The sequence below is a fragment of the Kribbella caucasensis genome, assembly GCF_004361855.1.
Lineage (GTDB): Bacteria > Actinomycetota > Actinomycetes > Propionibacteriales > Kribbellaceae > Kribbella > Kribbella caucasensis.
This window is the reverse complement of sequence record NZ_SNWQ01000011.1, coordinates 237,730-260,857: the sequence shown is the minus strand read 5'-3', so window position 1 is coordinate 260,857 and position 23,128 is coordinate 237,730. Positions and strand designations below refer to the sequence as shown.

The window sequence follows — 23,128 nt, the reverse complement described above, 5'->3', positions numbered from 1 at the left end:
CCTGCTTTCCTGGTCCTGGGTCATACCGGCACCGCTTCGGTGGGCCGAGCGACCGCGATCGGCTCCTCCAGCGGGAAGTGACAGGCTGCGAACCGGCCCGGCCGTACCTCGCGGATCTGCGGCTCCTCGGTCGCACAGATGTCCTGCGCAAGCGGGCACCTGGTCCGGAACCGGCAACCGCTCGGTGGGTTCAGCGGCGACGGCAGGTCTCCGGACAGCGCCGCCTCCTGGATCGGTGCGTCGGGATCCGGCTCGGGGATCGACTGCACCAAGGCCCGGGTGTAGGGATGCGCGGGCGCCGCGAACAAGTCGTCCGAGTTCGCTACCTCGCACACCTTACCGAGGTACATCACCACGATCCGGTCGCTCAGGTTCTTCACCACAGCGAGGTCGTGCGCGATGAAGACCATGGTCAGCCGGTAGCGCTGCTTCATCTCCGCGAGCAGGTTCATGATCTGCGCCTGGACCGAGACGTCGAGGGCGGAGACCGGTTCGTCGCAGATCACCAGCTCCGGATCGAGGACCATCGCGCGGGCGATGGAGATCCGCTGGCATTGGCCGCCGGAGAACTCGTGCGGGCGGTGGTCCGCGGCCGAGTCGGGATCCAGGCCGACCCGCTCGATCATCGTCCGGGTCCGGGTGCCTACCTCCTCGCTGGTCAGCCCACCATGCACTCGCAGTCCCTCGGCGATGATGTCCTTCACCTTCCGGAGCGGGTTCAGTGACGAGATCGGATCCTGGAAGATCATCTGCAGCTTCCGCCGTTGCCGCCGTAGGGCCGCACCCTTGAGCTCGGTGAGCTCGATCCCGTCCAGTACGACGGAACCCTTGGTCGGTGGCGGCAGTTGCATGATCGCCCGCGCCACACTCGACTTGCCGCACCCCGATTCACCGACCAGGCCGATGGTCTCGCCGCGTCGTGCGTCGAAGCTGACGTCGGACACGGCGAAGACCCGCTCGCCCCGGCGGCCGGCGTACTCGACGGTCAGATTGCGCACGCTGAACACGACGTCGGGGTCGTCACGCAAGTGTGCGGTTCCGCTGCCGGCCATCAGCTCACCTCCTGAGCGACTCGGGTGCCTGCCGCGGTGACGCCTGCTTCGGCGTTACTGCGACGCGCGGCGTCTCCCGCCGGCGTACCGATCGGGAAGAAGCAGGCCGCTGTGTGGTCCGGGGCATCCGCGGTGATCTGCAACGCCGGAGTCTCGTGCAGGCAGCGCTCCTGGGCGGACGGACAACGCGGCGCGAAGCTGCATCCCGGTGGTGGGTCGACGATGACGGCCGGGCGACCGGGGATCGATGCGAGACGGGTGTGGCTCGGATCGGTGAGCCGAGGGATCGCGTCGATCAGAGCTCGGGTGTACGGGTGCCTCATGTGGGAGAACAGCCGTCGAGTGGGCGCTCGCTCGACCACGCGGCCGGCGTACATCACCGCGATGGAATCGGTGCGCCCGGCAACCACCCCGAGGTCGTGGGTGATCAGGATCATCCCCATGCCCGACTTGGCCTGGAGCTCCTGGAGCAGGTTGAGGATCTGGTGCTGGACGGTGACGTCGAGGGCCGTCGTCGGCTCGTCTGCGATCAGCAGTTTGGGCGAGCAGGAGATCGCGAGCGCGATGGTGACCCGTTGCCGCATCCCGCCGGAGAGGTTGTGCGGGTACTGGTGGAAGCGCTTGGCCGGCTCGGGGATGCCGACCAGGGTGAGCAGCCTTATCGCCTCGGCCTTGGCCTGCTCGCGATCGAGGCCGAGGTGGAAGCGCAGAGTCTCGGTCAGCTGCTTCCCGATCGTCACCACCGGGGTCAGCGATGTCATCGGGTCCTGGAACACCATCGCCAGGTCGACGCCCCAGAGGTGCTTGTTCTGCTTGGGGGACACAGTGGAGAGGTCGATGCCGTTCAGCCGGATCTCGCTGCCCCGCAGGACCCGGGCAGAGGGTGCCAGGATCTTCATGATCGCGCGGGAGAGTACGGACTTGCCCGAACCCGATTCGCCCACCACACCGAGCGTTTCCCCGGGTCGCAGCGACAGATCGACACCGTCGACCGCGCGGACCATGCCACGGGACGTGTCGAACCACACCTTCAGCTCGCGAACCTCCAGCAGCGTGGCCGGCGGAGACGATTCAGCCATGCCGTTCACCCGATCGACCCGCATTCCGACACTCATAGCGACGACTCCCTCCCTACCCGGCCGCGCGCCCAGTCGCCGAGCCGGTTGAACGAGAACACGGTCAGGAAGAAGAACAGCGCCGGGACGAACATCAGGTGCGGGTGTTCGCTCAGCGACTCACGGCCGGCGGCGAGCATGCCGCCCCAGCTGGGCGTCGGCGGCGGTACGCCGAGTCCCAGGAAACTCAGGCTGCCTTCGGCGACCACCAGGGTGGCCATCACGACGAGGGCCAGCGACATCACCGGCAGCATCACGTTGACGAGCAGTTCACGGGTCAGGATCCGCACCGGCCTGGCCCCGAGCGCCTTGGCCGCGGTGACGAACTCGCGCTCGGCGAAGGCGATCGTGGTGGCGCGGGCGACCCGGGCGAAGTTCGGGATGCCGAGCAGTGCCAGGCCGAAGACCAGGGTGCTCAGGTTGGGCCGCAGCGCGGCGACCAGCGCGATCAGGAAGATGAGCGGCGGGAAGGCGAGCAGGAAGTTGATCAGCAGCGAGATCGCGCCGTCCTTCGCGCCGCGGAAGTAGCCGGCGATCATCCCGAGGGCGACCCCGATGACCAGCGACATCGCCGTCCCGCCGATCGCCACCGCCATCGAGACCCGAGCGCCGAAGATACAGCGGGACAACGTGTCCCGCCCGAGGCTGTCGGTGCCGAGCAGGTGCGATCCCCAGCTGGGCGGTTTGCTGAAGGTGTCGGTGACCTCGTTGGGATCAGGCAGCGGGAGCCAGTTCGCCGTGATGGCGGCGATCACGACCACACCGATCCAGGCCGCGCCGAGCATGGCGCCGTAGTCGCGGCGCCGCCGCCGGGTGGGCTTGAAGACCGGCGCTGTCTCCTCGGGCGGTGGAGCGGCCGCCTCGTCGCTGTCAGGGCGCTCGATCAGATCGGTCATGAGGTGGCCTTTCTCACCCGGGGATCGAGGAGCGGATAGGTCAGATCGACGAGCGTGTTCATCAGCAGGTAGATCAGCGCGGTCAGCAGGACCACCGACTGCACCACGATGAAGTCCCGCGAGATGATTGCGTTGACCACGAGCGAGCCCATTCCGGGCAGCGAGAAGATCGACTCGACGATGACGGTGCCGCCGATCAGCCGGCCGATCACCACGCCGGACACGGTGACGAGCGAGAACGACGACTGGCGGAGCGCGTGCCGGGCCAGGATGCGCCAGGTCGGCAAGCCGCGCGCCCTGGCCGACAACACGTGGTCCTGCTGCAGGGTGGCGAGCATGTCGCCTCTGAGCAGCCGGGTGAACAGCACGCACTCCCCCGCCGCCAGCGTCAGCACCGGAAGGACAAGATGGCTGAAGTGCTGGACCGGATCCTGCGAGAACGGTACCCAGCCCAGGATAGGCAAGACCTTGAGCTGGACGCCGAACACGTACACGAGCAGGATGCCGAGCACGAACGATGGTGTGGCCAGCGTCGCCGACGTCACCAGCGTCGCGACCCGGTCCACCCAGCCGCCCGGCCGGTACGCCGACCAGACGCCGACCGGTACCGAGATCGCCAGTGCCACCACCATCGCGAGCACGGCCAGTTCCAGCGAGACCGGGGCCCGTTCCGCGATTGCCTCGGCCACCGGCAGCCGGGTCTGGAACGAGCGGCCGAAGTCACCCTGGAGCACGCCTCCCAGCCACGACGCGTACCGCTGCAACAGTGGATCGTTCAGCCCGTACAGCTCCCGGACCTGCTCGCGCATCTCCGGCGTCGCGCCCTCGGGCACCAGGGCGTCGACGGGATCCCCGGGGATCAGCTCCAGCAGCATGAACACCGCGATACTCACCAGCAGGAGCAGCAGCAGGAACCTCGCCACCGAGAGCCACCTGCTGCGGCCAAAACCTCTGCGCACGGCCTTCTCCCTCTATCAGTCAGTTCCCTCGGGCGATCAGTTGTCGATCCAGACGCCTTCGATGAAAGTCGCCGAGAGCGCCGACATCTTGACGCCCTTGACGTACTTCGGCGTGTAGAGATGACCTGTCTGGTAGCGCCAGAACCGCATCGGCGCGTCCTTGGAGATCTCGCCGTTCACCACCTGGTAGGCGTCCGCGACCGTCTTCTCGTCCTTGGCGGACCGGGTGATCTCGAGCGCCTTGTCGACCTTCGGGTTGGCATAGCCCGAGTAGTTGAGGGTGCCGTCGCTGTGGAACACGTCGTAGATGTAGTCGGCCTGCTGGGACAGCACCCCGCTCATCGCCAGCTGGAAGGTGCCCGAGGACAACGACTTCTGCAGGGTCGGCGAATCCGTGGCCTTGATGTCGATCGTCAGGCCCTTGATCTTCTGCAACTGTGACTGCAGCAGTTGCGCGACCTGCTCCAGCAGCGGCACCCCGGCGTACGAGCCGAAGGTCAAGCTCAGGCTCGACTTGCCGGTCTTGGCCAGGTAGGAGTCGAACAACTTCTGCGCGCCCTCGAGGTCCTTCTTCGGATACGTGCCGACGGTGTCGTCCCGGTAGGCGTGGTCCGGTGGGAAGAACGCGTCCGCGGCCCGGTCGCCGGGGTAGACGGCGGCGTTGATCTGCTCGCTGTCGACGGCCTTGAGGATCGCCTGGCGCAGGTCGGGATCCTTCAGATCCGCGTCCTTGAAGTTGATCCGCAGGCCGGTTCCGCCGACCAGGGGCTCCTTGTAGACGTTGAAACCCTCGGCCGCCATCTTCTTGGCGTCCTTGGTCAGCAGGGACCAGTCCACATTGATCTCGCCGGCCCGCAACGCGTTCAGCCGCTGATCGTCCTGCAGGATGGTCTTGGTGACCAGGCGGTCGGCGTACGGCTTGCCCTCTTCCCAGTAGCCGTTGTTGCGCTCGTAGGTGATCTGGGTGTTGCGGGTCCAGTCCTTGAACACGAACGGGCCCGCGCCGACCGGGGCGTTGCCGAAGTCCGGTCCGGCCTTCTGGATCGCGGCCGGCGAGCCGATCATGCTCAGCGACAAGACCAGCGCCCACGGCAACTGGTAGTTGGTTTGGGCCACGGTCACCTTGACGGTCAGCGGATCGACCACGGACCACGTCATCTTCTTCGCGATACTCGCGGCCGGAGAGAGGGTCTTGGGGTCCTTGATCCGGTCCCAGTTGAAGACCACCGCCGCCGCGTCGAAGGGCGTGCCGTCGGTGAACTTCAGACCGCTCCGGAGCTTCAGGGTCCACGTCTTACCGTCCGCCGACTCGAACGACTCGGCCATCCCGGGCTCGAAGACGGCCATGTCCTGGTCGTAGCGCAGCAGCGTGCCGAAGATCGGCTCGCACCGCTCCCATCCGTACGTCGCGCAGGTCGCCGGGTCCAGCGTGGCCGGCTCGGTATTGGTGGCGAGGATCAGCTGACCGCCACGCTTCGGGGAGCCAGATCCGCCTTCGCTTCCGGTGGCGGTCCCGCCACTGCAGCCGGCGACCAGTGCCGCGGTCACCAGGCCCGCGACCAGAGGCCGTAGTCGGCATCTCATCCTCATGTGCTGCTCCTGTCTCGATGTCGGGTGGCCATGGCAGCTCTGATCGGGCGGCTGGTCGGGTGGCGGCGGCGATTGCGATCCAGCATGTTGCGCATCGGGCGCTTCCTCCAGACGCACGGTGTCAGGCGGTACGGCGTCTTGCTGACAAACTGTCAACGGGCGGCGAGGGCGTTGCCCGGTCCGCGCCGAGGCCACCGGGATCACCGGTCCGGTCGGCGCGCGGAAGGGCTTCGACCACCATGATTGCCGCGTACAACGATGTGCTCGACTCGGGATCGTCGAGATCCACCTGGAGCAGTCGCTGGATCCGCGCGAGCCGCTCGTACAAGGTCGGGCGGGAGATCCCCAGCTCCTGCGCCGCGAGCGATTTGTTGCCACGGAACTTGAAGTAGACGGCGACTGTGCGCACCCAGTCGCCGCCGTCGCGAGTGTCGCGGACCAGCAACGGTCCGAGGGTGCGCCCGACGAAAGCCTGCAGCCGCGGATCGTTGCGCATCGTGTAGAGCAGACCACGGAGCTGGATGTCGTGGATGGAGTAGCAGGTGCGCGGCCTCGTCAACCGCTCACCGGCCCGTGCCGCCTGACCGACCTCGATCGCCTCGGCGAAAGACCGGCGGACCTCGGCAATGTCGGTCACCTCGCCGCCCATGGCGAGCGTCGGCCGGCGTCCGGGAGTGCGTTGGCACAGCTCGTGCACCCGGGCGGCGAAGGGCTCGACGTGGCGCTCGAGCTGGTTCGCCCGCAACAGCAGGACGCCGAATCGATCGTCGTCGAGCCGGGCCGAAATGGCGTCGAGATTGGTGTGTACGAGCGCGTTCCGGACGATCTCGGCCAGGTCGGGGCGGTCGGAGATCACGACCATGGGCACGAGCCGGCGGTTGCGGGTCGGGTGGCCGAGCGCCAACGTTCGCGCGTGCATGGCGTCGGCGCTCGAGTACCGTCCGGAAATGATGTCCGACAGCACCGTACGCCGTGCGTTGGCGACCAGCACATCGTCGGTCTCGAGCAGCAGGCGAATCGTCAGCGCGGCGGCGGCGCGTTCGACCACCATCACCTGGGCCGCTGTCGGCGCGGTGGCGGCGAACAGGGTCAGCCGGCCCCGTTGCTGCCCGTGAACTTCAACCGGGGTGGTCACCGACCCCTCAGTCTCGTCCAGGACCGTCCCGAAGCCGGGGCTCATAGAGAACGCCATCCGCCGCCACCGGCCGAGCAGCTGCTCGGCCGGTGCGTCCCGGGCGTCCAGGGCGATCACCTGGTGCAGCAGGTTGGAGAAGATGATCTGCCCGTCCGCGAGGTCGCCGGTCGCGGCGATCAGCTCGTCCACCGACGCATCGGCCAGGCTCAGCTCGGTGAACCGCTCGTGAGCAGCCGCTGTCACCTGCAGCAGCTGCCGTTGCCCGCCGATGATCGCCGAGTGCGCCGCCTCGGTCATCATCACGAACTGCACTTCGCGCCGCAGTACGACCAGCGGCAGATCGCGACGCTCGCAGGCGCGGACCATCGCCGGGGGCGGCGCAGCGAACCGGCGGCCCAGCTCGAGCACGAGGCCGACCACGCCCTGATCGGCGAGGGCATCGATGTAGCGGGCCAGCTCCGTCTGAGACTGCGGCAACGCGATCCCCGTGGTGAGGATCAGCTCACCGCCCTGCAGGAGACCTTGGGTGTCCGCCAGCTCGGTGACATGAAGCCATCGGATCCTGCGGCCGAGCTCCCACTCCCCGGTCACGACCTCCGGTACTCCCTGGACTGTGGCCGGCATCCGCAGGAAGTCGGCAATGGTCAGCGTGCTGAGCGTGCCAATTCCGTGCCCCATCCATCAGCTCCTTCTCCCCCGAGGTGAGCAGGGCGCGGCCGGCCGCCACACCGCCGGCAGCGAGTCGCCCTCGTGTGATCCGGGTCCTGTCCCTGAGTATGCAGGCTTTCCGGCCCGCCCGTAAGAGCTCCGAACCGAATGTTTGTTCCGCTTCGCGACCGAATCTTTGTTCCAAGAAAACTGCCCTGGACACGAAATAGGGCCGGTCGAGCACTGTCCGAAGATCGTTCGGCAGCCATACTGGGAGGATGGACTCGTCGCTGGAGAAAGAGGTCGCCGTCGCGGCGCGGACGGTCAGCCCGCGCGCGGATGAGATCCGCCGGATCGCCGCGGACCTGTTCGAGCGATCGGGGTACGCGGCGACCACGATGACCGATATCGCGGACGCCGTCGGGGTTTTTCCGGGCAGTCTCTACCACCACTTCGAGTCGAAGGAGGAGTTGGCGGTCGAGATCGTTGCGGCTCTCAATCGCGAGCTCAACCGGCTGCCGGCCGTGGCGACGAGGAGACGTACCAGCGGTAACTCCTCGGCGGAGGAGCGGATCAGACAACTGGCCCGCGAGGTCACCACCGTCAGCATGCGAAACGCGGCGGCCGTTCGGCTGCTGTCGTACGAAGCACCCACGGTTGCCACGGACCGATTCCGGACGGCGTTGCAGGCGCGGGTGCCTGCCTTGGATCGAGCCTGGAAGACGGCGGTGGACGCGGTCGCGGTGACGGGGCGCGGCGCCAAGGCGGACCCGGGCCTGTTGCGGTTCACGCTGCACAACGTCTCCCTGACGGCCTCCGTCAACTACCCGCCTGGACAAGATCCGAAGAAAATCGCGGGCCAACTGTGCGACGCGCTCTTCAACGGGCTGGTCACCGACTGCCCGGACGATCGCACGCTGAACGACTCCGAGGCGAGCAGGGCCGCGAACAACGCGATCACCCGCTGGCGCTCACTCGACCGACCGTCGACTTCGGACAACCGCGCCGAGATCGTCGCGGCCGCTCTCCGGGAGTTCGCCCGCCGCGGCTACGAGGCGACTACGATCCGGGACATCGCGGACGCGGCCGGCGTCCGGATGGGCACGCTCTACCGACGGGTCGAGTCGAAGGAGGCGATCCTGCGCGACATCCTGGAGTTCTACGGGAGTTGCCTGGACCAGGCCGTCCGCGCCGTACTGACGATCGGTTCGTCGGAGGCGGAGTCACTGGATGCGCTGGGTCGCGTCTTCGTCCACGCCAAGCGGCGGTTCCGGCAGGAGTCCGAGATCGTCAAGTTCGGCTGGAGTGGCCGGGAGGCGACGACGAGTCCGTTCCACGACTACTACCTGCAGACCCAGGAGCGGCTCCGACTGCTGGAGCGAGTGCTCGGCCGCGGCATCCGGTCAGGCGCCATCCGGCACATCGGGACGCCGGCCGAGATCGCCCCGCACATCCGCACCGTTTTCTGGCTGCCGTTCCAGGACTTCGCGCGCAGCAGCGAGAACCGCTCGCACCAGTTCCTCCGGGAAACACTGCTTCGCGGATTCGTCACGTCCTGACGATCCGCACCTCGCAGTTCAGCGCTGCCTCGAGTGCGGTGTGCAGACGGCTCTCGGGAACGCGATGCAACTCCCCGCTGTCCATCGTCACGATCACGAGTTCCTCATCGGCGACGATCGACCGCGCCACTTCGCCGTGCACGCCGAAACGGCTCAGCACACCGCGTGCGTCGTCGTCCGTCCCGCGGCTGATGTAGGTGACCACGCCCAGCACCGCCTGGATGCCGAACGCCTGCCTGCACAGTTCGACGTACTCCGCGGCCCGCAGGTCCTGGTCGCTCTCGTCCACGATCAGCTCGATCTGACGCTTTCGGTCCGGCAGGTACTGCGCCGGACTGGCCACTACCTCCAGCCCGTGGGCTTCCAACTGCTTGACCCCGGCCTCGTACTCCGTCCCCGGCAGGACGCCCTCGGAATCGATCACGATGCGAATCACGGCAGTGCGCATATCGGTACGGTAGCGCGCACCGGCCCCTCGCCGTCACGACATGCGGAGCAAATCGTTGGTTCGCAGGACGGGTTTGACAGGCTGTATCCATCGTCGGCGCGGACCTGACAGTTTGGTCATTGCGACCGGATGTGGACCGACCGGACGATGTGGCAATGAGTGATCACGTGATTGGGCACTGGGTCGACAATGCCCGGTTCAGGGGCACCTCCGAGCGGTACGCCGACGTGACCAACCCCGCGTCGGGCAAGGTGACCGGGACCGTGTGCCTGGCCGGCCGGGAGGACGCCGACGCCGTGATCGCGGCCGCGTCCCGGGCCGCCCCGGCCTGGGCGGCGACCTCCCTGTCGTCGCGGGTCCGGCTGATGTTCAAGTTCCGCGAGCTCCTCGACGCCCGCAAGCACGAGCTCGCGAAGATCATCACCGCCGAACACGGCAAGGTGCTCGACGACGCCCTGGGCGAGGTGACCCGTGGGCTCGAAGTGGTCGACTTCGCCTGCGGTATCCCACACCTGCTCAAGGGCGAGTTCTCCGAAGGCGTGTCAACCGGGATCAACGTCCACTCCAAGCGGCAGCCGCTCGGGGTGGTGGGCATCATCAGCCCGTTCAACTTCCCCGCGATGGTGCCGATGTGGTTCTACCCGATCGCGATCGCCGCCGGGAACACGGTCGTCGTGAAACCCAGCGAGAAGGACCCTTCGGCCCTGGTGTGGGTCGCGGAACTCTGGCAGGAGGCCGGTCTCCCGGACGGCGTCTTCAACGTGCTCCAGGGTGACAAGGTCGCCGTCGACGCGCTCCTCGACTCCCCCGACGTCCAGTCCATCAGCTTCGTCGGCTCGACCCCGATCGCGCAGTACGTGTATCAGCGGGCGAGCGCCGGCGGTAAGCGAGTGCAGGCGCTCGGAGGGGCGAAGAACCACATGCTGGTCCTCCCCGACGCCGACCTCGAGCTGGTCGCGGACGCGGCCGTCAACGCCGCCTTCGGTTCGGCCGGTGAGCGCTGTATGGCGATCAGCGTGCTGGTCGCCGTCGGTCCGGTGGCTGACGACGTCATCACCGGGATCATGGAACGCGTCGGCAGGCTCCGGGTCGGCGACGGCAGCCTCGGCTGCGACATGGGTCCGCTGGTCACCAAGGAGCACCGCGATCGCGTCGCCGCCTTCATCGACCAAGGCGTCGCGGCCGGCGCGAAGCTCGTCATCGACGGGCGGGACCTCGAGGTCGACGGCAGGCCGGACGGCTTCTGGCTCGGCCCGACCCTGTTCGACCGGGTCACGCCCGGCATGACCATCTACACCGAGGAGATCTTCGGGCCGGTGCTGAGCGTCATCCGGGTCGACTCGTACGCCGAAGCAGTCCAGCTGATCAACGCCAACCGGTACGGCAACGGGGTCGCGCTCTTCACCACGAACGGTGGCGTGGCGCGGAAGTTCGAGCTCGACGTCCAGGTGGGGATGATCGGTATCAATGTGCCCATCCCGGTCCCGACCGCGTACTACTCCTTCGGCGGCTGGAAGAGCTCGCTGTTCGGCGACACCCACGCGCACGGGGTCGAGGGTGTGCGGTTCTTCACCCGGGCGAAGGTCGTCACCAGCCGCTGGCCGGATCCCGCGGTGTCAGCGTCCCGCGAACTCGCTCTGGCGTTCCCCACCCACGACTGACCGCCGGCGTTCCTGACCTGTGACTGAAGATTGGAGCAAGCCGGTGCCCGACGACACCCCGCATCAGGCCGTGATGGTGACGTTCTCGGCCCCCGCCGACGGCGACACCGACGAGGCATTCAACGACTGGTACGAGAACCAGCACGTTCCCGAACTCCTCGAACACGTCGACGGCATCACCGCCGTCCACCGCTACCGCCTGGCCGAGACCCAACCACCCTCACCCGGCGGGCCGTTGCCCTACCTCGCCATCTACGAGCTGGACCGGCCACCCGCCGTCGTCCTGGCCAACCTCGCGGCCGCCCACCCCAAGCTCACCCCCTCCGAGACACTCGGTCCGTCCCCGATCACATACCTCTACAGCCGCCTGTCGACTCACGGCAGCATCTCCCTCAACCGGCGGATGCGAGGGTGACCGAGGTGAAGGCTTCGAGTAGGCGCTCGGTGTCGGCCAGTTGCTCCAGCCAGATGTCGCGGACGATGTCGATCCTGTGCTCAGGGTCCTGCAACTTGGCGAAGCGTTCGGCCAAGCCTGGCTGTACGCCGTCCTCGTGCTCATACAGCTCGATCATCGTGGCGACGAGCTTGGCCTGCATGCCGTAGACCGGGAGCTGCGGACCGCGCGGGGCGATCAGACCGATGAAGTACAGCTGTTCCACGGCGTCGGGGAGGATGCCGGCGGCGTACCGGACCGGCGCTCCGCGCTCCCACGGGATCAGGTCGTCGGCGAGGAACGGCAGTCTGGCGTTGAACCCGGTCGCCCAGAGGATGTTGTCGTACTCGCCACTGCTGCCGTCGGCGAAGTGGACCATCCGGCCGTCAAACCGCTCGATCCCGGGGCGCACCTTCACCCGGCCATGCTGGATCCAGTACAGGAGCAGGCTGTTGACGGTGACGGGGCCGTCGGCAAGGGTTTTGCTGGCCGGCTCGGGCATGCCGTAGTCGCTCCAGTCGCCGAGCGCGAGTCTGGCCATCATCCGGTTGACGAAGTCCTGCTCGGCCGGGGCGAACTGACGCAGGAAGTCCAGTTGCTGCCGGGGCCTGCCGAAGTACGACTTGGCCTGGAAGTGCAGCCCCTCGATCATCACGACGTCCGCCTCCAGCCGGTGTTGGGCGACGTCGACGGCCAGGTCGCAGCCGGAGTTGCCGGCGCCCACCACCAGCACCCGGCTGCCCTCGAGATCACCGACGTTCCGGTACTCGCTGGAGTGCAGCTGGATGCCGTCGAACTCCCCCGGCACCTGCGGCACCTTCGGGTCCCACAAGTGGCCGTTGGCAACGAGTACGCCGGTGAACAGCTCGTCGCCGCCGGACGAGGTCCGGACCCGCCAGCCGTTGGTGCCGGGGCGTCCGTCGGTCGGCACGGGTTCGACCGAGACCACCGCGGTGCCGAACGAGATCACGTCGTGGAGACCATGCGCATCGGCGTACGACTCGATGTAGTCGCGGATCTGGTCGCGGCGCGGGAAATGTGGGTAATGCGCCGGCATCGGGAAGTCCTCGAACGCCGTCGTGTCGCGCGAGGTGATCAGGTGCAGGGCGTCGTAGTCGGTGTGCCAGTGGCCGCCGACGCGGTCGGTCTTCTCGTAGCAGACGACCTCGTGGCCGGCCAACTGGAGCTGCCGGATCGACGACAAGCCGGCCGCGCCGGCGCCGATGACGCAGTAGCGGGACATAGTGGTTCTCCTTTGCTGTCGTTGGGTTCAGCGGATGACGTCGCCGCCGGACAGGACGACCGTTTCACCGGTCATGAAGCCGGCCTGTGGACCGGCCAGGAGCAACACCCAGCGGGCGATCTCCTCGGGTGACGCGACCCGGCCGAGCGGGATCGAGGCGGCCGCCGCCTCCATCCGTCCGGTCTTCTGGTTGCCGGGGGTGTCGACCCAGCCGGGAGCGATGGCGTTGACCCGGATCCCACGGGGTGCGAGTTCGAGCGCGAGTTCCTTGGTGAGCATCACGACGGCCGCCTTGGAGGCGCCGTACAGGAGCTGACCGGGCGAGACCGTGAAGGCGTCGACGGAGGCGAAGTTGACGATCGTCGAGCCCTCGGTGAGGTACGCCGTTGCTTCGGCGGCGACGTTCAGTACGCCGAGCACGTTGACGTCGAAAGTCTTGCGGTAAAGGTCTTCGGTGAAGTCGGCCAACGTGCTCGGCGGGTAGACGCCGGCGATGTTGGCCACCAGCGAGATGTCGTTGCCATCCGCACCCTTCTCGAGTGCGGCCGCGACGTCGGCGCGATTGGTCACGTCGATCGGAAAGAACCGCAGGCCGGGGTGCTGCTCGAGATCGGGGACGGAGGCGGCGCGGTCGAGCGCGATGACCTGCCAGCCCTCGTCGAGCAGGAGCTGAGTGGTCGCGTGGCCCATGCCGCTGGCGGCACCGGTGACGACGGCCGTCTGCTTCATCGATCGGATTCCTTGTCTGCGTGGAGGTTCGGTCAGAGGAGGCGGGGCTCGCCGGGATCGGCCGCGGACGGGTCCATCCCGTTCTTCTCCAGGATCTTGGCCAGCTCGCCGCTCTTGCGGAGCGTCGCGATGTCCTCGTTGACGGCCTTGATCAGGTCGGTGTTCTCCTTGGCCATCGGGAAGTTCGACTGGCCGGGGCTCTGCGTCACCGGGACGTCGGCGCTGGCCTCGGCGACCTTGGTCTGGGAGTCCTTGGCGTTATAGGCGCCGGCCGCGAAGCTGTCGACGACCACATCGATCCGGCCGGCCTTGAGATCGCCGTACACGTTGGGAGTGTTGGCGTAGGTCTTCAGGCCGGCGCCGAGGTACTCGCGCAGCGCGTCGACCCAGAGGTAGCCGTCGACCGTGCCGACCTTCTTGCCCTTCAGCTCCTCGACCTTGCTGATGCCGTCCTTCGAGATCAGCGCCATCTGGTCGGCGTAGATCGGGTCGGACAGGGCGACGACCTTGGCGCGAGCCTTGGTCCTGTACCAGTCGGCAGCGGTGAGGTCGGCGCGACCGGACTGCACCATCGGGATCGAGGCCGCCGCGGTGGAGCTGATCGTGTTGAGTTTCAGGCACTCCAGCTTCGCGATCGCGTTGACGATGTCGCCGTCGGTGCCGGTCAGGTTCTTACCCTCGACCTTGGTGTAGGGCAGGACGTCGAAGCTGGCGACGGTGAGGACGCCTTCCTCGACGGTCTTGAACTGGTGCGCGGGTCTGCAGTCCTCCGCGACTGCCGAGGTCTGTGCGCTGCCGATGCCGCAGGCGGTGAGGCTGCCGGCCGCCAGCGTCGTTGCCACTAGGGCATAACTGAGCTTGCTCATGGTTCTTCTCCAATGCAGGGGTGGGACTAGACGTGTCGGGACAGGCGATGCTCGACCCGGCCGGACAACCAGCTGCCGGGGATGGTGATGGCGGCGTACATCAAGCCGGCCAGGAACAGCACGCTCAGGTACTGGAAGGTCTCCGAGCCGATCGAGTACGCCTTGCCGAGCAGTTCGGGTACGGCGATCGAGTAGACCAGTGAGGTCGCCTGGAAGATCGTGATCGAGAACCCGAGCAACGCGGGGAGGGCGACGCGCAGACCTTGCGGTATGACGATGAAGCGCAACGTGTCGCGATGGTTGATACCGAGCGCCGAACTGGCCTCCAGCTCACCCTGCGGGACCGCTTGCAGTCCGCCGCGGATGATCTCGCTGGTGTACGCGCCGGTGGTCAGCGCGAGCGAGATCCCGGCCGAGATGAAGGCGCTGAAGGTGAGACCGCCAGCCGGCAGCCCGAAGTACACGATCTGCAGCATCACCAGGGCCGGCGTACCGCGGCCGAGCTCGACCAGGCCGATGACAACGGCCCGCAGGCCTCGTCTGGTCGACGCCGCGCCGAGGGCGAGCAGCAGGCCGAGCGGTAGTCCGAGACCGAGACTGAGCGCGGTCAGCTTGAGACTGACGCCGAGCCCGCCCAGCAGGCTGGGGATCCAGTCGCCGATCATCGGGCCACCCGCTTCCGCAGTGACGCGTCGAGGGCACGGGCCGCCCAGGCGCAGGGAATTGTCATCACGATGTAGACGACAGCCGCCAGGACGAACGGCCAGAACGCGTCACTGGTCTCGCGCGACTGGTCATTGGCCCAGTACAGAATCTCCGTGACGCCGATGGTGAAGGCCACCGACGTGTCCTTGAGCAGGCCGATGGCGTAGCTCGCCGCCGCCGGGATGCAGACCCGGCCGACCTGCGGACCGATGACCCGGGTGAGCGTCGCCGTGCGTGGCATCCCCAGCGCCGCCGACGCCTCCCACTGTCCCTTCGCGATGGCCGCTAGTCCGCCTCGGTAGATCTCCGCCAGGTAGGCGCAGGAGATGAGGCCGAGGCCGATCGCCGCGGCCGACATCGCGTCGAGCCGGACATAGGTGCCCAGGCCGAAGAAGATGATGAAGAGCCAGACGATCGGTGGGATGCCGCGGAGCAGTTCGATCGTCGCTCGCGCCGGCAACCGGAGTATGGCGGCCCGCGACTGCCGCGCCGCCACCAGCGGTATGCCACCCAGTACGCCGACCACAAGCGCGCCCGCGGTGAGCAGCAAGGTGATCGGTACGCCGGCCAGGATGGTCAGCAGGATCTCGTTCATCGGTCCAGCACCGCCCGGAGGAACTGGCGCGTCCGCGGCTGCTCCGGGTCGGTGAAGATCCGGTCCGGGTCGCCTTCCTCGAGGATCGCGCCGTCGGCCATCACCACAAGGTGGTCCGACACGTCCCGGGCGAAGTGCATCTCGTGGGTGACCACGGCCATCGTCATCCCCTCGGCGGCGAGCTCGCGCATCACCGCCAGGACTTCGAGACCGAGTTCGGGGTCGAGCGCCGAGGTGGGTTCGTCGAAGAGCATGATCTGCGGTCCGAGCGCGAGGGCACGGGCGATGGCGATCCGTTGCTGCTGGCCACCGGAACACCTGCCCGGGTACTGCTTCGCCTTGTCCTTCAGCCCGACCCGGTCCAGCAGCCGGATGGCCTTCTCCTCGGCTTCCGTCCGGCTGATGCCGAGAACGCGTTCCTGCGGCAGGGCGACGTTGCGCAGTACGGTCAGGTGCGGGAACAGGTTGAAGGACTGGAAGACCATCCCGACGTGCCGCCGGAGCCTGGCGAGATCCTTGCCGCTGACCGGGGTGGCGGCGTCGAACTGGATGCCGGCGACGTCGACGATGCCGCTGTCCGGTCGCTCCAGCAGGTTGATACAGCGCAGTAGCGTGCTCTTGCCGGCGCCGCTCGGGCCGATGATGGCGACGACCTCGCCGGCGGCGACGTCCATCGAGACGTCATTGACGACCACGTGGTCGCCGAATCGCTTGACCAGCGAGGTGAGCCGAACAGCACCGGCTGACTCGCTGGGCCGGTCCGTCTGACCAGGCAGGTGTTTCGTCTCGGACACGGGGACCTCCGGCGGGAAATCGGGATCGAACTGGATCCGGTTGCAGACCAGTGTTGGGACGATCCAGATCGCCGTCCAGAGCGATATCAAGGGCTCTGCTCAAGGAATAGCCTTGATCTAGAGCCAACCGTTAAGCAGCCGTTCCGTGGCGATGACAGCCGTCGGCCTGTCAAGGAAAAGCTGTGACGATCGGGTAAATCAGGGGTTCTGCTGGCGCCAGGTGTCGGCGCGGGTCTGCAGTGCGGAGATTTGCTGACGGGCCAGCGCCATGAACTCACGCGTCGCCGGCGACAGGCTGCCGCGAGCCCGGGTGATGAGGGCGAACCGCTCCTCCAGCACCGGCTCCAGCGGCGCCCACGAGATCAGCCTGGCGAACTGCGGCAGCTGGGTCACCAGGTACGACGCCAGGGTGTCGCCCACTCCGTTGGCGGCCAGCTCCAACGCCGCGGTCTGGAACTCGACCTCGACGAACGGCCGGATCTCCAGCTTCGCCTCCCGGGCCCGCTCGGCCAGCGCCCGGCGCAACGGATCGGCCTCACCGAACCTGGCCTCGGACAGGATCAGCTGGTTGTCCGCGAGCTGCTCGATAGTGACCGGCTCCCGGGTACGGCGTGGGTCGGAGCTGACGAACACGACCGTGTCGACCAGCACCGCGCCGGTCACGTCGAGCCCGCGTTCGTCGATCGGCAGCTGCACCAGGCCGGCCTCGAGCTCCCCTCCCCTGACCATGTCGGCGACATCGGACGAATTCAGCCCCACCACCCGGATCTGGACATCTGGATGGCGGACGTGGAAGCGGCTGGTGACGGGCACCAGGAGGTAGAGGTGCGCGCTGCTGAACGTGCCGAACGAGACGGTCCCGCCCGCGAGCGTGCGCATGTCCCGCAGTCGCTCACTGAGCAGATCGGCGCTGCGCAATGTGCTCTGGGCCAGCGGGATCAGCTGCCGGCCTATGTCGGTCAGCTGGAGGTTCCGGTTCGTCCGAACGAACAACGCGCCGCCGACGGTCCGCTCCAGCCGCTTGATCTGCTCGGACAGGCTCGGCTGGGTGACGTGCTGGTGCAGCGCGGCGGCCGCGAAGGAACCGTGCTCGACGGCGGCCAGGAAGTACTCGAGCTGACGAAGACTCGGCCGTGCCGGCACCGCGGTACACCTTTCGAGCGGTCGAATGGGGTGACCAGCAGAGCCTATTCCTGCCCGGTGACGGTGTGTGAGGTGGCTGTTATGGGTACCGGTACTGCACCCAGACTGGGCAGGTAGGTGGTGACGATGTACGACGTCGTTCTGCTGGTCGAAGAGGAGCTGAGCGCACCTGACGCGCAGCGGGTGGTTGAGCTCTACGAGCACGTGCCGGACCAGGTCGGGTTCCACCTGGTCATCCCGTGCGAGGACGCGCGGGCCAGAGTGGAGTCCTCCCTGGCCAGCCTCGCCGGCACCGAGCTGTACGGCATGGCCGCCGAGCGGTACTCGATCTCGTCTGACGAGGAAGCGCTCAAGGCCCAGCAAGCAGCACAACAGGCCATCGACGCCGAGGCCACTGCCAGCCTCGATCGCAGCATCGACCGGCTGCGGTCACTCGACCAGTCCGCCGACGGCCTGATCACCCACGGTCGGCCCGTGGACGAACTGCTCGAGCAGATCAAGCGGATGAACGGCCAGGAGGTGGTCGTCCTCACCCGGCCCCACGTGGTAGCGGAGTTCTTCCACGTCGACTGGTCGGCCCAGGCCCGTCGCCACCTCGGCGTACCGGTCCTCCACCTGCTCGAGCTGCATCAGGACAGTCCGGTCGAGCCCGGCAGTTGAGCCGGGCGGCTCACGACGGTCGGCAGGTGGGGGCCTTGGCCAGCGCCGCGTCGGCCTGGGCGAAGGCGTCCAGGTTCTTCGGTGCGTTCTGCCAGGCGGCGACCCAGAGGTGCTGGGCGTGCTCGGCGCCGAAGTCGCCGGCCGCGTGGGCCTTCATCATGGCGAGGTGCGCGGCCCAGTCACCGCTCGCGGCGCGCCCGGTGGCAGCGGCTGCGGTGAGTGCGGCCAAGCGCTGCTTGCAGGCCGGTGCGGCCGCGCTGGTCAAACCCTGGCAACCACCGACGACCTTCTTCTGCCCGGCCGTGGCCGCGTCGAGGCGGGCTTGGTCGGCCGGTCCGGCCAGCCGAGTGCGTTTCCAGATCGCCTTGGTGATGGCTTCGGTGTTCTTCGCGGTCAGCAGATCCGTGCGCGCCTGCACGTGCTCTCGCCAGTGCCCGGCCGCGACGCGCGCTGCGGTCACCACTGCTTCAGTCGCGGCAATCTCGCCGCTGCAGGCAGCAGCAGCCGGATTCGCGGCGTCCCGTTGTGGCGTCGCACTCTGAACGCTCTGCGGAGTCGCGCTCTGTACGCCGGCCACCGAGGCGCCGGTCGGTGCCGATGAGGTCGTCGGCCCGCCCACCGCCGGGCCGTCGTCGGGCTGAAGCTGGGCGGCAACGACCACCAGCGCGGCGGCGATTCCGGCGAATCCCGCGGTGAGCAGAAGGCCGTTGCCCCAGCCTCTCCCGTGCGGTGACGCTCTTCTGGCTCGTGACATTTCAGCAGCCCCCAGGCTGATCGGTCAGCTCGGCAAGAAAGATGCTGCCAGAAACGAACACGGAATGGCGAATAGTTCACGTTACGGGGCGGTAGTCATACAAACGGTTGGAATTCCCGGCCGGCAATAACACATTCCGTGATTCACCGATAACGGCGAGCTTGATTGGCCCCCTTTGATTCACCCGGTTGCCAGGTGGCGATCCAGGGGCCGGTGCCTTCGGAGGGATCGATGACGCCGTCCTCGAGCCAGGTGTAGTTGCCGTCCAGGACGCTGTCGGCCAGCCGGCGGTCGCTGTCGTCGGTGTTCGCCCACAACTGGTCGAACAGGTGATCCACCCGCAGCCGCGCCTGCTCGCAGAACACACCCGCCAGCTCGTACGCCGTGTCGCCGCCGGCCGGGTCGTCGGTGCGCAGCATCTCCGCCCGCGAACAGGCCGCCGCCATCGCGAACAGTTCGGCGCCGATATCGACGATCCGGCCGAGGAATCCCTGCCGGTATTCGAGTTTCGCCTGCCACCGGCTCATCCCGTAGAACGTCTGCCGGGCGAGCTTCCGGGACGCCCGCTCGACGTACCGGAGGTGATTCGCGAGCGGCCCGAATTCGGCGTACGAGGTGGGGACGGTGCCCTTGCCGACGGCGAGTTTAGGCAGCCATTTGGCGTAGAACCCGCTGGCGTTGACGGCGGCTTTGGCCTTGGCCCGCAGGTCCGCGTCGGCCGAGGCGAGGTCGCCGGCCGCGGCCAGGTGCGCATCGACCGCCTCCCGGGCGATCAGCAGGTGCATGATCTCGGTCGACCCCTCGAAGATCCGGTTGATCCGCAGATCCCGCAGGATCTGCTCAGCCGGTACTGCGCGCTCGCCGCGGGCGGCGAGCGAGTCGGCGGTCTCGTACCCGCGGCCGCCCCGGATCTGGACCAGTTCGTCGGCGATCCGCCAGCCCATCTCGCTGGACCACAGCTTGGCCAGCGCGGCCTCGATCCGGATGTCCTTGCTGCCCGCATCGGCCAGCTGCGCGGACAGCTCGAGCACTGCTTCGAGGCCGAACGTGGTGGCCGCGATGAACGAGATCTTCTCCGCCACGGCGCCGTGCTTGCCGACCGGGCGACCCCATTGGACACGTTCGGCCGACCACTCGCGGGCGATCTTCAGGCACCACTTGCCGGCCGCGGCGCACAACGCGGGGATCGAGAGCCGGCCGGTGTTCAACGTGGTCAGGGCGATCTTCAGCCCTTCGCCCTCGCGGCCGAGGCGGTTCTCGGCCGGCACCCTGACCTGGTGGAAGCGGGTCACGCCGTTCTCGAGGCCGTGGAGGCCCATGAAGGCGTTGCGGTTCTCCACCGTGATGCCGGGCGAGTCGGCCTCGACCACGAACGCGCTGATGCCGCCGCGCTGACCGTCGTGCTCGGGGACGCGGGCCATCACCACGACCAGTTCCGCGATGACGCCGTTCGTGGTCCACAGCTTCACGCCGTCCAGCAGATACGCCGTACCGTCCTCGGTCGGGGTCGCGGTCGACGCCATCCGGGCCGGGTCGGAGCCGACATCGGGCTCGGTCAGCAGGAACGCGGTGATCGCGCCCTCCGCACACCGAGGCAGGAACCGTTGCTTCTGCTCGTCCGTGCCGAACATCTTCACCGGCTCCGGTACGCCGATCGACTGATGCGCGGACACCAGGGCCCCGAGGCTCGGGTGCACCGATCCGATCATCATCAGCGCGCGCCCGTAGTACGCCATCGTCAGGCCGAGACCGCCGTACTCGACGGGGATCTTGATGCCGAACACCCCGAGCTCGGCGAAGCCTTGCAGGTACTCGTCGGGGACCCGCGACTCCCGCTCGATCAACAGCCCGTCGAGCGTCTCGCAGTACGCCTTGAGCTTGCCGAGGAACTCCTCCCCACGGACGGCGTCATCGACCGCGGCTCGCGGATGCGGATGGATGAGCGACAGGTCGAAATCCCCCAGATACAACTGTTTGGCGAAACTCGGCCGCACCCACGCGGTCTCCCGCGCCGCCTCCGCGGTCTCCCGGGCTTCCCGCTCATCGACGTCCCTGATCACCCGCTGCTGCGTGGTCACGCCGTACCCCTTCCTTGGAAGGCTGTCCCTACCCACCAGTCTTACTCGGAAGTAGCCTCCTGTGAACCGCTGACGCCGTCCGGTCGATGGAGGGATCCTGGCCTTGATGAGCGAAGAGGTCACCATCCAGGTCCCCGGCGTCGAGCTGGCCGGGAACCTGACCGTGCCACCAGACGCCCATGGTCTGGTGGCGTTCGCCCACGGCAGCGACAGCAGTCGGCACAGTCCCCGCAACCAGTACGTCGCCCGCGTGCTCAACGAGGCGGGTCTCGCCACCTTGCTGTTCGACCTCTTGTCGACGGAGGAAGCCGCCGACCGGCGGAACGTGTTCGACATCCCTCTGCTGGCCGGACGGCTCAGCGCCGCGCACACGTGGGCGCGCGACCGAGACGATGTCGGCGATCTCGTGGTCGGGTACTTCGGCGCCAGTACCGGCGGCGCGGCCGCACTGTGGTCGGCGGGGAGCGGGTCCGACGAGGTCGCCGCGGTGGTGTCCCGAGGCGGCCGGGTCGACCTGGCCGGAGAGCGTCTGGCGAGAGTCACCGCGCCGACCCTGCTGATCGTCGGCGAGCGGGACACCGAGGTCCTCACCTACAACCAGCAGGCACAACAACAACTGCACTGCCTCAACCACCTCGAGATCGTCCCCGCCGCCACCCACCTCTTCACCGAACCCGGCACCCTGGAACGCGTCGCCACCTTGGCCCGCGACTGGTTCCACACCCACCTCCATGCCTGACTGGCCAACGGATCCTGCTCAGCTGGTCTCGGCGCAACGCCTGCTCGCTCTGGAGACTCCGGCGGCCTGGACACCTCCGGCCGACTACCTCGTGGCTGGTTGCTGGGTCTGCTTCAGTCGGGGCCTCTCGGGCCCGGGCAGAGCAGGTGATCCCGCGTGGGGTGCCGCCGTTGTGCTGGCCGGCGGCCACGTGGTCGGTCGCTCCTCGGTGGCCGGGGTCGCGACAGCCCCTTATGCCCCGGGCATGCTGGCTCTCCGCCTCGGCCCGCTGCTCAACGACGTGGTACGACGCCTCACGCCGCGGCCGGACGTCTTGCTCGTGGACGCGACGGGACGTGACCATCCTCGGCGGGCAGGCCTGGCGCTCCACCTCGGCGCGATGCAGTCGCTGCCGACGGTCGGCGTGACACATCGGCCGTTGCTTGCCACGGGCACCTGGCCGGCGGACGAGGCCGGTGCGACCGCGGCACTGATCATCGACACCGATCCGGTCGCCAGTTGGCTTCGCAGCAAGCGCGGAACCCGGCCACTCGTCGTCCACCCCGGCTGGCGAGTCGACCTGGACATCGCCGTTCAAGTCGTCCGTGACTCCCTCGCCGGACGCCGGACACCCGAACCACTGAGACTCGCCCGCCAGTCCGCCCGCCGCGCCCGTGCCGAGCAGTAGGGATTGGCACACCCGTGTTCGCGAGGGCTCGATGGTGAGACGCTGACCAGGTGGGACTGCGCCCGCTGCACGCGGTGGTGCTCGCCCTGCTGGTGGGGCCGGCCGGGTGCAGCGACACGTCGGCGCGGTCCGGACAGGAGCCGATCATGAGCATCACCGTGACGAGCACCGCGTTCTCCGAGGGCGGGCGGATCCCCAGCAAGTTCACCTGTGACAGCGACAACGTGTCGCCCCCGCTCACCTGGCGCGGCCTACCGGCGAACACGACCGCCCTCGCCCTCGTCGTCGACGATCCGGACGCACCCCGCGGCACCTATGTCCATTGGGTCCTACTCGACCTGCCCGCTGACCTCACCTCGCTCGGCGAGAACCTCACACCCCCACCCGGCACCGTCCAGGCCAAGAACTCCGCCGGCCGAGCGACGTACTTCGGCCCCTGCCCACCCAGCGGCACCCACCACTACCGCTTCACCATCTACGCCCTCTCGGCACCGACCGACCTTCCCCCCGGCGCGCCCCTCGACGAAGCCCTCAAAGCCATCAAAACCTTCACGATCGCCCAAGGCCGCCTCACCGGCCTGTACTCGCGTTAGACCGACTTCAGGAGGAAAGGACACGGCGGGCGGGTCTGTGGGAGACATCGGATCTGTGATGTGGTG

The 23,128-nt window shown here is 67.9% G+C and carries 23 protein-coding genes; 7 read left to right on the top strand and 16 right to left on the bottom strand.

The annotated features are described in order from the left end of the window. Positions 1-20 precede the first annotated feature (20 nt). The 6 genes from EV643_RS23485 to EV643_RS23460 all read right to left on the bottom strand — a co-directional run bounded on the left by EV643_RS23485 (position 21) and on the right by EV643_RS23460 (position 7,425). Complete coding sequence (locus tag EV643_RS23485) at positions 21-1,052, bottom strand: ABC transporter ATP-binding protein (RefSeq protein ID WP_133802266.1); 1,032 nt, start codon at positions 1,050-1,052, stop codon at positions 21-23. After that, on the bottom strand, positions 1,052-2,167 hold the full coding sequence (locus tag EV643_RS23480) for an ABC transporter ATP-binding protein (protein ID WP_133802265.1): 1,116 nt from the start codon (positions 2,165-2,167) through the stop codon (positions 1,052-1,054). The genes EV643_RS23485 and EV643_RS23480 overlap by 1 nt, the downstream gene beginning before the upstream one ends. Then, complete coding sequence (locus tag EV643_RS23475; protein ID WP_133802264.1) at positions 2,164-3,063, bottom strand: ABC transporter permease; 900 nt, start codon at positions 3,061-3,063, stop codon at positions 2,164-2,166. Before EV643_RS23475 ends, EV643_RS23480 begins: the two co-directional genes overlap by 4 nt. Then, positions 3,060-3,986: an ABC transporter permease gene (locus EV643_RS23470; RefSeq protein WP_202869715.1), complete on the bottom strand. Its 927-nt coding sequence runs from the start codon at positions 3,984-3,986 to the stop codon at positions 3,060-3,062. Before EV643_RS23470 ends, EV643_RS23475 begins: the two co-directional genes overlap by 4 nt. 72 nt (positions 3,987-4,058) lie before the next feature. Next, on the bottom strand, positions 4,059-5,612 hold the full coding sequence (locus EV643_RS23465; RefSeq protein WP_133802263.1) for an ABC transporter substrate-binding protein: 1,554 nt from the start codon (positions 5,610-5,612) through the stop codon (positions 4,059-4,061). Between the two features lie 121 nt (positions 5,613-5,733). Further along, positions 5,734-7,425: a PucR family transcriptional regulator gene (locus EV643_RS23460; RefSeq protein ID WP_133802262.1), complete on the bottom strand. Its 1,692-nt coding sequence runs from the start codon at positions 7,423-7,425 to the stop codon at positions 5,734-5,736. A 248-nt stretch (positions 7,426-7,673) separates the two neighbouring features. Between EV643_RS23460 and EV643_RS23455 the strand changes: the two genes are divergently transcribed. Then, entirely contained in the window at positions 7,674-8,954 is a 1,281-nt protein-coding gene (locus EV643_RS23455) for a TetR/AcrR family transcriptional regulator (RefSeq protein ID WP_133802261.1), read from the top strand. Here the strand turns inward: EV643_RS23455 and EV643_RS23450 are convergent. Further along, positions 8,944-9,402 (bottom strand): hypothetical protein, encoded by a 459-nt coding sequence (locus EV643_RS23450; protein ID WP_133802260.1) that lies wholly within the window; start codon positions 9,400-9,402, stop codon positions 8,944-8,946. The genes EV643_RS23455 and EV643_RS23450 overlap by 11 nt on opposite strands. A 155-nt stretch (positions 9,403-9,557) precedes the next feature. Between EV643_RS23450 and EV643_RS23445 the strand changes: the two genes are divergently transcribed. Both EV643_RS23445 and EV643_RS23440 read left to right on the top strand, forming a co-directional pair. After that, on the top strand, positions 9,558-11,063 hold the full coding sequence (locus EV643_RS23445; protein ID WP_133802259.1) for a CoA-acylating methylmalonate-semialdehyde dehydrogenase: 1,506 nt from the start codon (positions 9,558-9,560) through the stop codon (positions 11,061-11,063). 43 nt (positions 11,064-11,106) lie between these two features. After that, positions 11,107-11,478, top strand: a complete 372-nt coding sequence (locus EV643_RS23440; RefSeq protein ID WP_133802258.1) for a DUF4286 family protein — start codon at positions 11,107-11,109, stop codon at positions 11,476-11,478. Here EV643_RS23440 and EV643_RS23435 read toward each other — a convergent pair. The 7 genes from EV643_RS23435 to EV643_RS23405 all read right to left on the bottom strand — a co-directional run bounded on the left by EV643_RS23435 (position 11,456) and on the right by EV643_RS23405 (position 17,571). Next, positions 11,456-12,739 (bottom strand): flavin-containing monooxygenase, encoded by a 1,284-nt coding sequence (locus EV643_RS23435; RefSeq protein ID WP_133802257.1) that lies wholly within the window; start codon positions 12,737-12,739, stop codon positions 11,456-11,458. The two genes, EV643_RS23440 and EV643_RS23435, sit on opposite strands and share 23 nt — an antisense overlap. Before the next feature lie 27 nt (positions 12,740-12,766). Then, entirely contained in the window at positions 12,767-13,468 is a 702-nt protein-coding gene (locus tag EV643_RS23430) for an SDR family NAD(P)-dependent oxidoreductase (protein ID WP_133802256.1), read from the bottom strand. A 32-nt stretch (positions 13,469-13,500) separates the two neighbouring features. After that, complete coding sequence (locus tag EV643_RS23425) at positions 13,501-14,334, bottom strand: substrate-binding periplasmic protein (protein WP_133802255.1); 834 nt, start codon at positions 14,332-14,334, stop codon at positions 13,501-13,503. Between the two features lie 26 nt (positions 14,335-14,360). After that, a complete protein-coding gene (locus EV643_RS23420) occupies positions 14,361-14,999 on the bottom strand; it encodes an amino acid ABC transporter permease (RefSeq protein WP_133802254.1) in 639 nt (212 codons plus the stop codon). Further along, the gene (locus EV643_RS23415; protein WP_133802253.1) at positions 14,996-15,634 is read right to left on the bottom strand and encodes an amino acid ABC transporter permease; all 639 of its coding nucleotides are present in this window, start codon (positions 15,632-15,634) and stop codon (positions 14,996-14,998) included. Before EV643_RS23415 ends, EV643_RS23420 begins: the two co-directional genes overlap by 4 nt. Beyond that, positions 15,631-16,428 carry an amino acid ABC transporter ATP-binding protein gene (locus EV643_RS23410; protein ID WP_305000409.1) on the bottom strand — a complete coding sequence of 266 codons (798 nt, stop codon included), beginning with the start codon at positions 16,426-16,428 and terminating at the stop codon, positions 15,631-15,633. Before EV643_RS23410 ends, EV643_RS23415 begins: the two co-directional genes overlap by 4 nt. 198 nt (positions 16,429-16,626) lie before the next feature. Beyond that, a complete protein-coding gene (locus EV643_RS23405; RefSeq protein WP_133802252.1) occupies positions 16,627-17,571 on the bottom strand; it encodes a LysR family transcriptional regulator in 945 nt (314 codons plus the stop codon). Positions 17,572-17,697: 126 nt separating this feature from the next. On the opposite strand from EV643_RS23405, the gene EV643_RS23400 reads away from it, so the two are divergent. Next, positions 17,698-18,231, top strand: a complete 534-nt coding sequence (locus EV643_RS23400) for a hypothetical protein (protein WP_133802251.1) — start codon at positions 17,698-17,700, stop codon at positions 18,229-18,231. A 10-nt stretch (positions 18,232-18,241) separates the two neighbouring features. Here EV643_RS23400 and EV643_RS23395 read toward each other — a convergent pair whose 3' ends face one another. After that, the gene (locus EV643_RS23395) at positions 18,242-18,985 is read right to left on the bottom strand and encodes a hypothetical protein (RefSeq protein WP_133802250.1); all 744 of its coding nucleotides are present in this window, start codon (positions 18,983-18,985) and stop codon (positions 18,242-18,244) included. Positions 18,986-19,128: 143 nt separating this feature from the next. Beyond that, positions 19,129-21,063, bottom strand: a complete 1,935-nt coding sequence (locus tag EV643_RS23390; RefSeq protein WP_133802249.1) for an acyl-CoA dehydrogenase family protein — start codon at positions 21,061-21,063, stop codon at positions 19,129-19,131. 106 nt (positions 21,064-21,169) lie between these two features. Here EV643_RS23390 and EV643_RS23385 point away from each other — a divergent pair, with 106 nt between their 5' ends. The 3 genes from EV643_RS23385 to EV643_RS23375 are packed head-to-tail and all read left to right on the top strand — an operon-like array spanning position 21,170 to position 23,062. Beyond that, positions 21,170-21,802 carry a dienelactone hydrolase family protein gene (locus EV643_RS23385; protein ID WP_133802248.1) on the top strand — a complete coding sequence of 211 codons (633 nt, stop codon included), beginning with the start codon at positions 21,170-21,172 and terminating at the stop codon, positions 21,800-21,802. Beyond that, positions 21,795-22,469 carry an endonuclease V gene (locus EV643_RS23380; RefSeq protein WP_133802247.1) on the top strand — a complete coding sequence of 225 codons (675 nt, stop codon included), beginning with the start codon at positions 21,795-21,797 and terminating at the stop codon, positions 22,467-22,469. Before EV643_RS23385 ends, EV643_RS23380 begins: the two co-directional genes overlap by 8 nt. Positions 22,470-22,519: 50 nt before the next feature. Beyond that, positions 22,520-23,062, top strand: a complete 543-nt coding sequence (locus tag EV643_RS23375; protein WP_202869714.1) for a YbhB/YbcL family Raf kinase inhibitor-like protein — start codon at positions 22,520-22,522, stop codon at positions 23,060-23,062. The last annotated feature ends 66 nt before the right edge of the window (positions 23,063-23,128 follow it).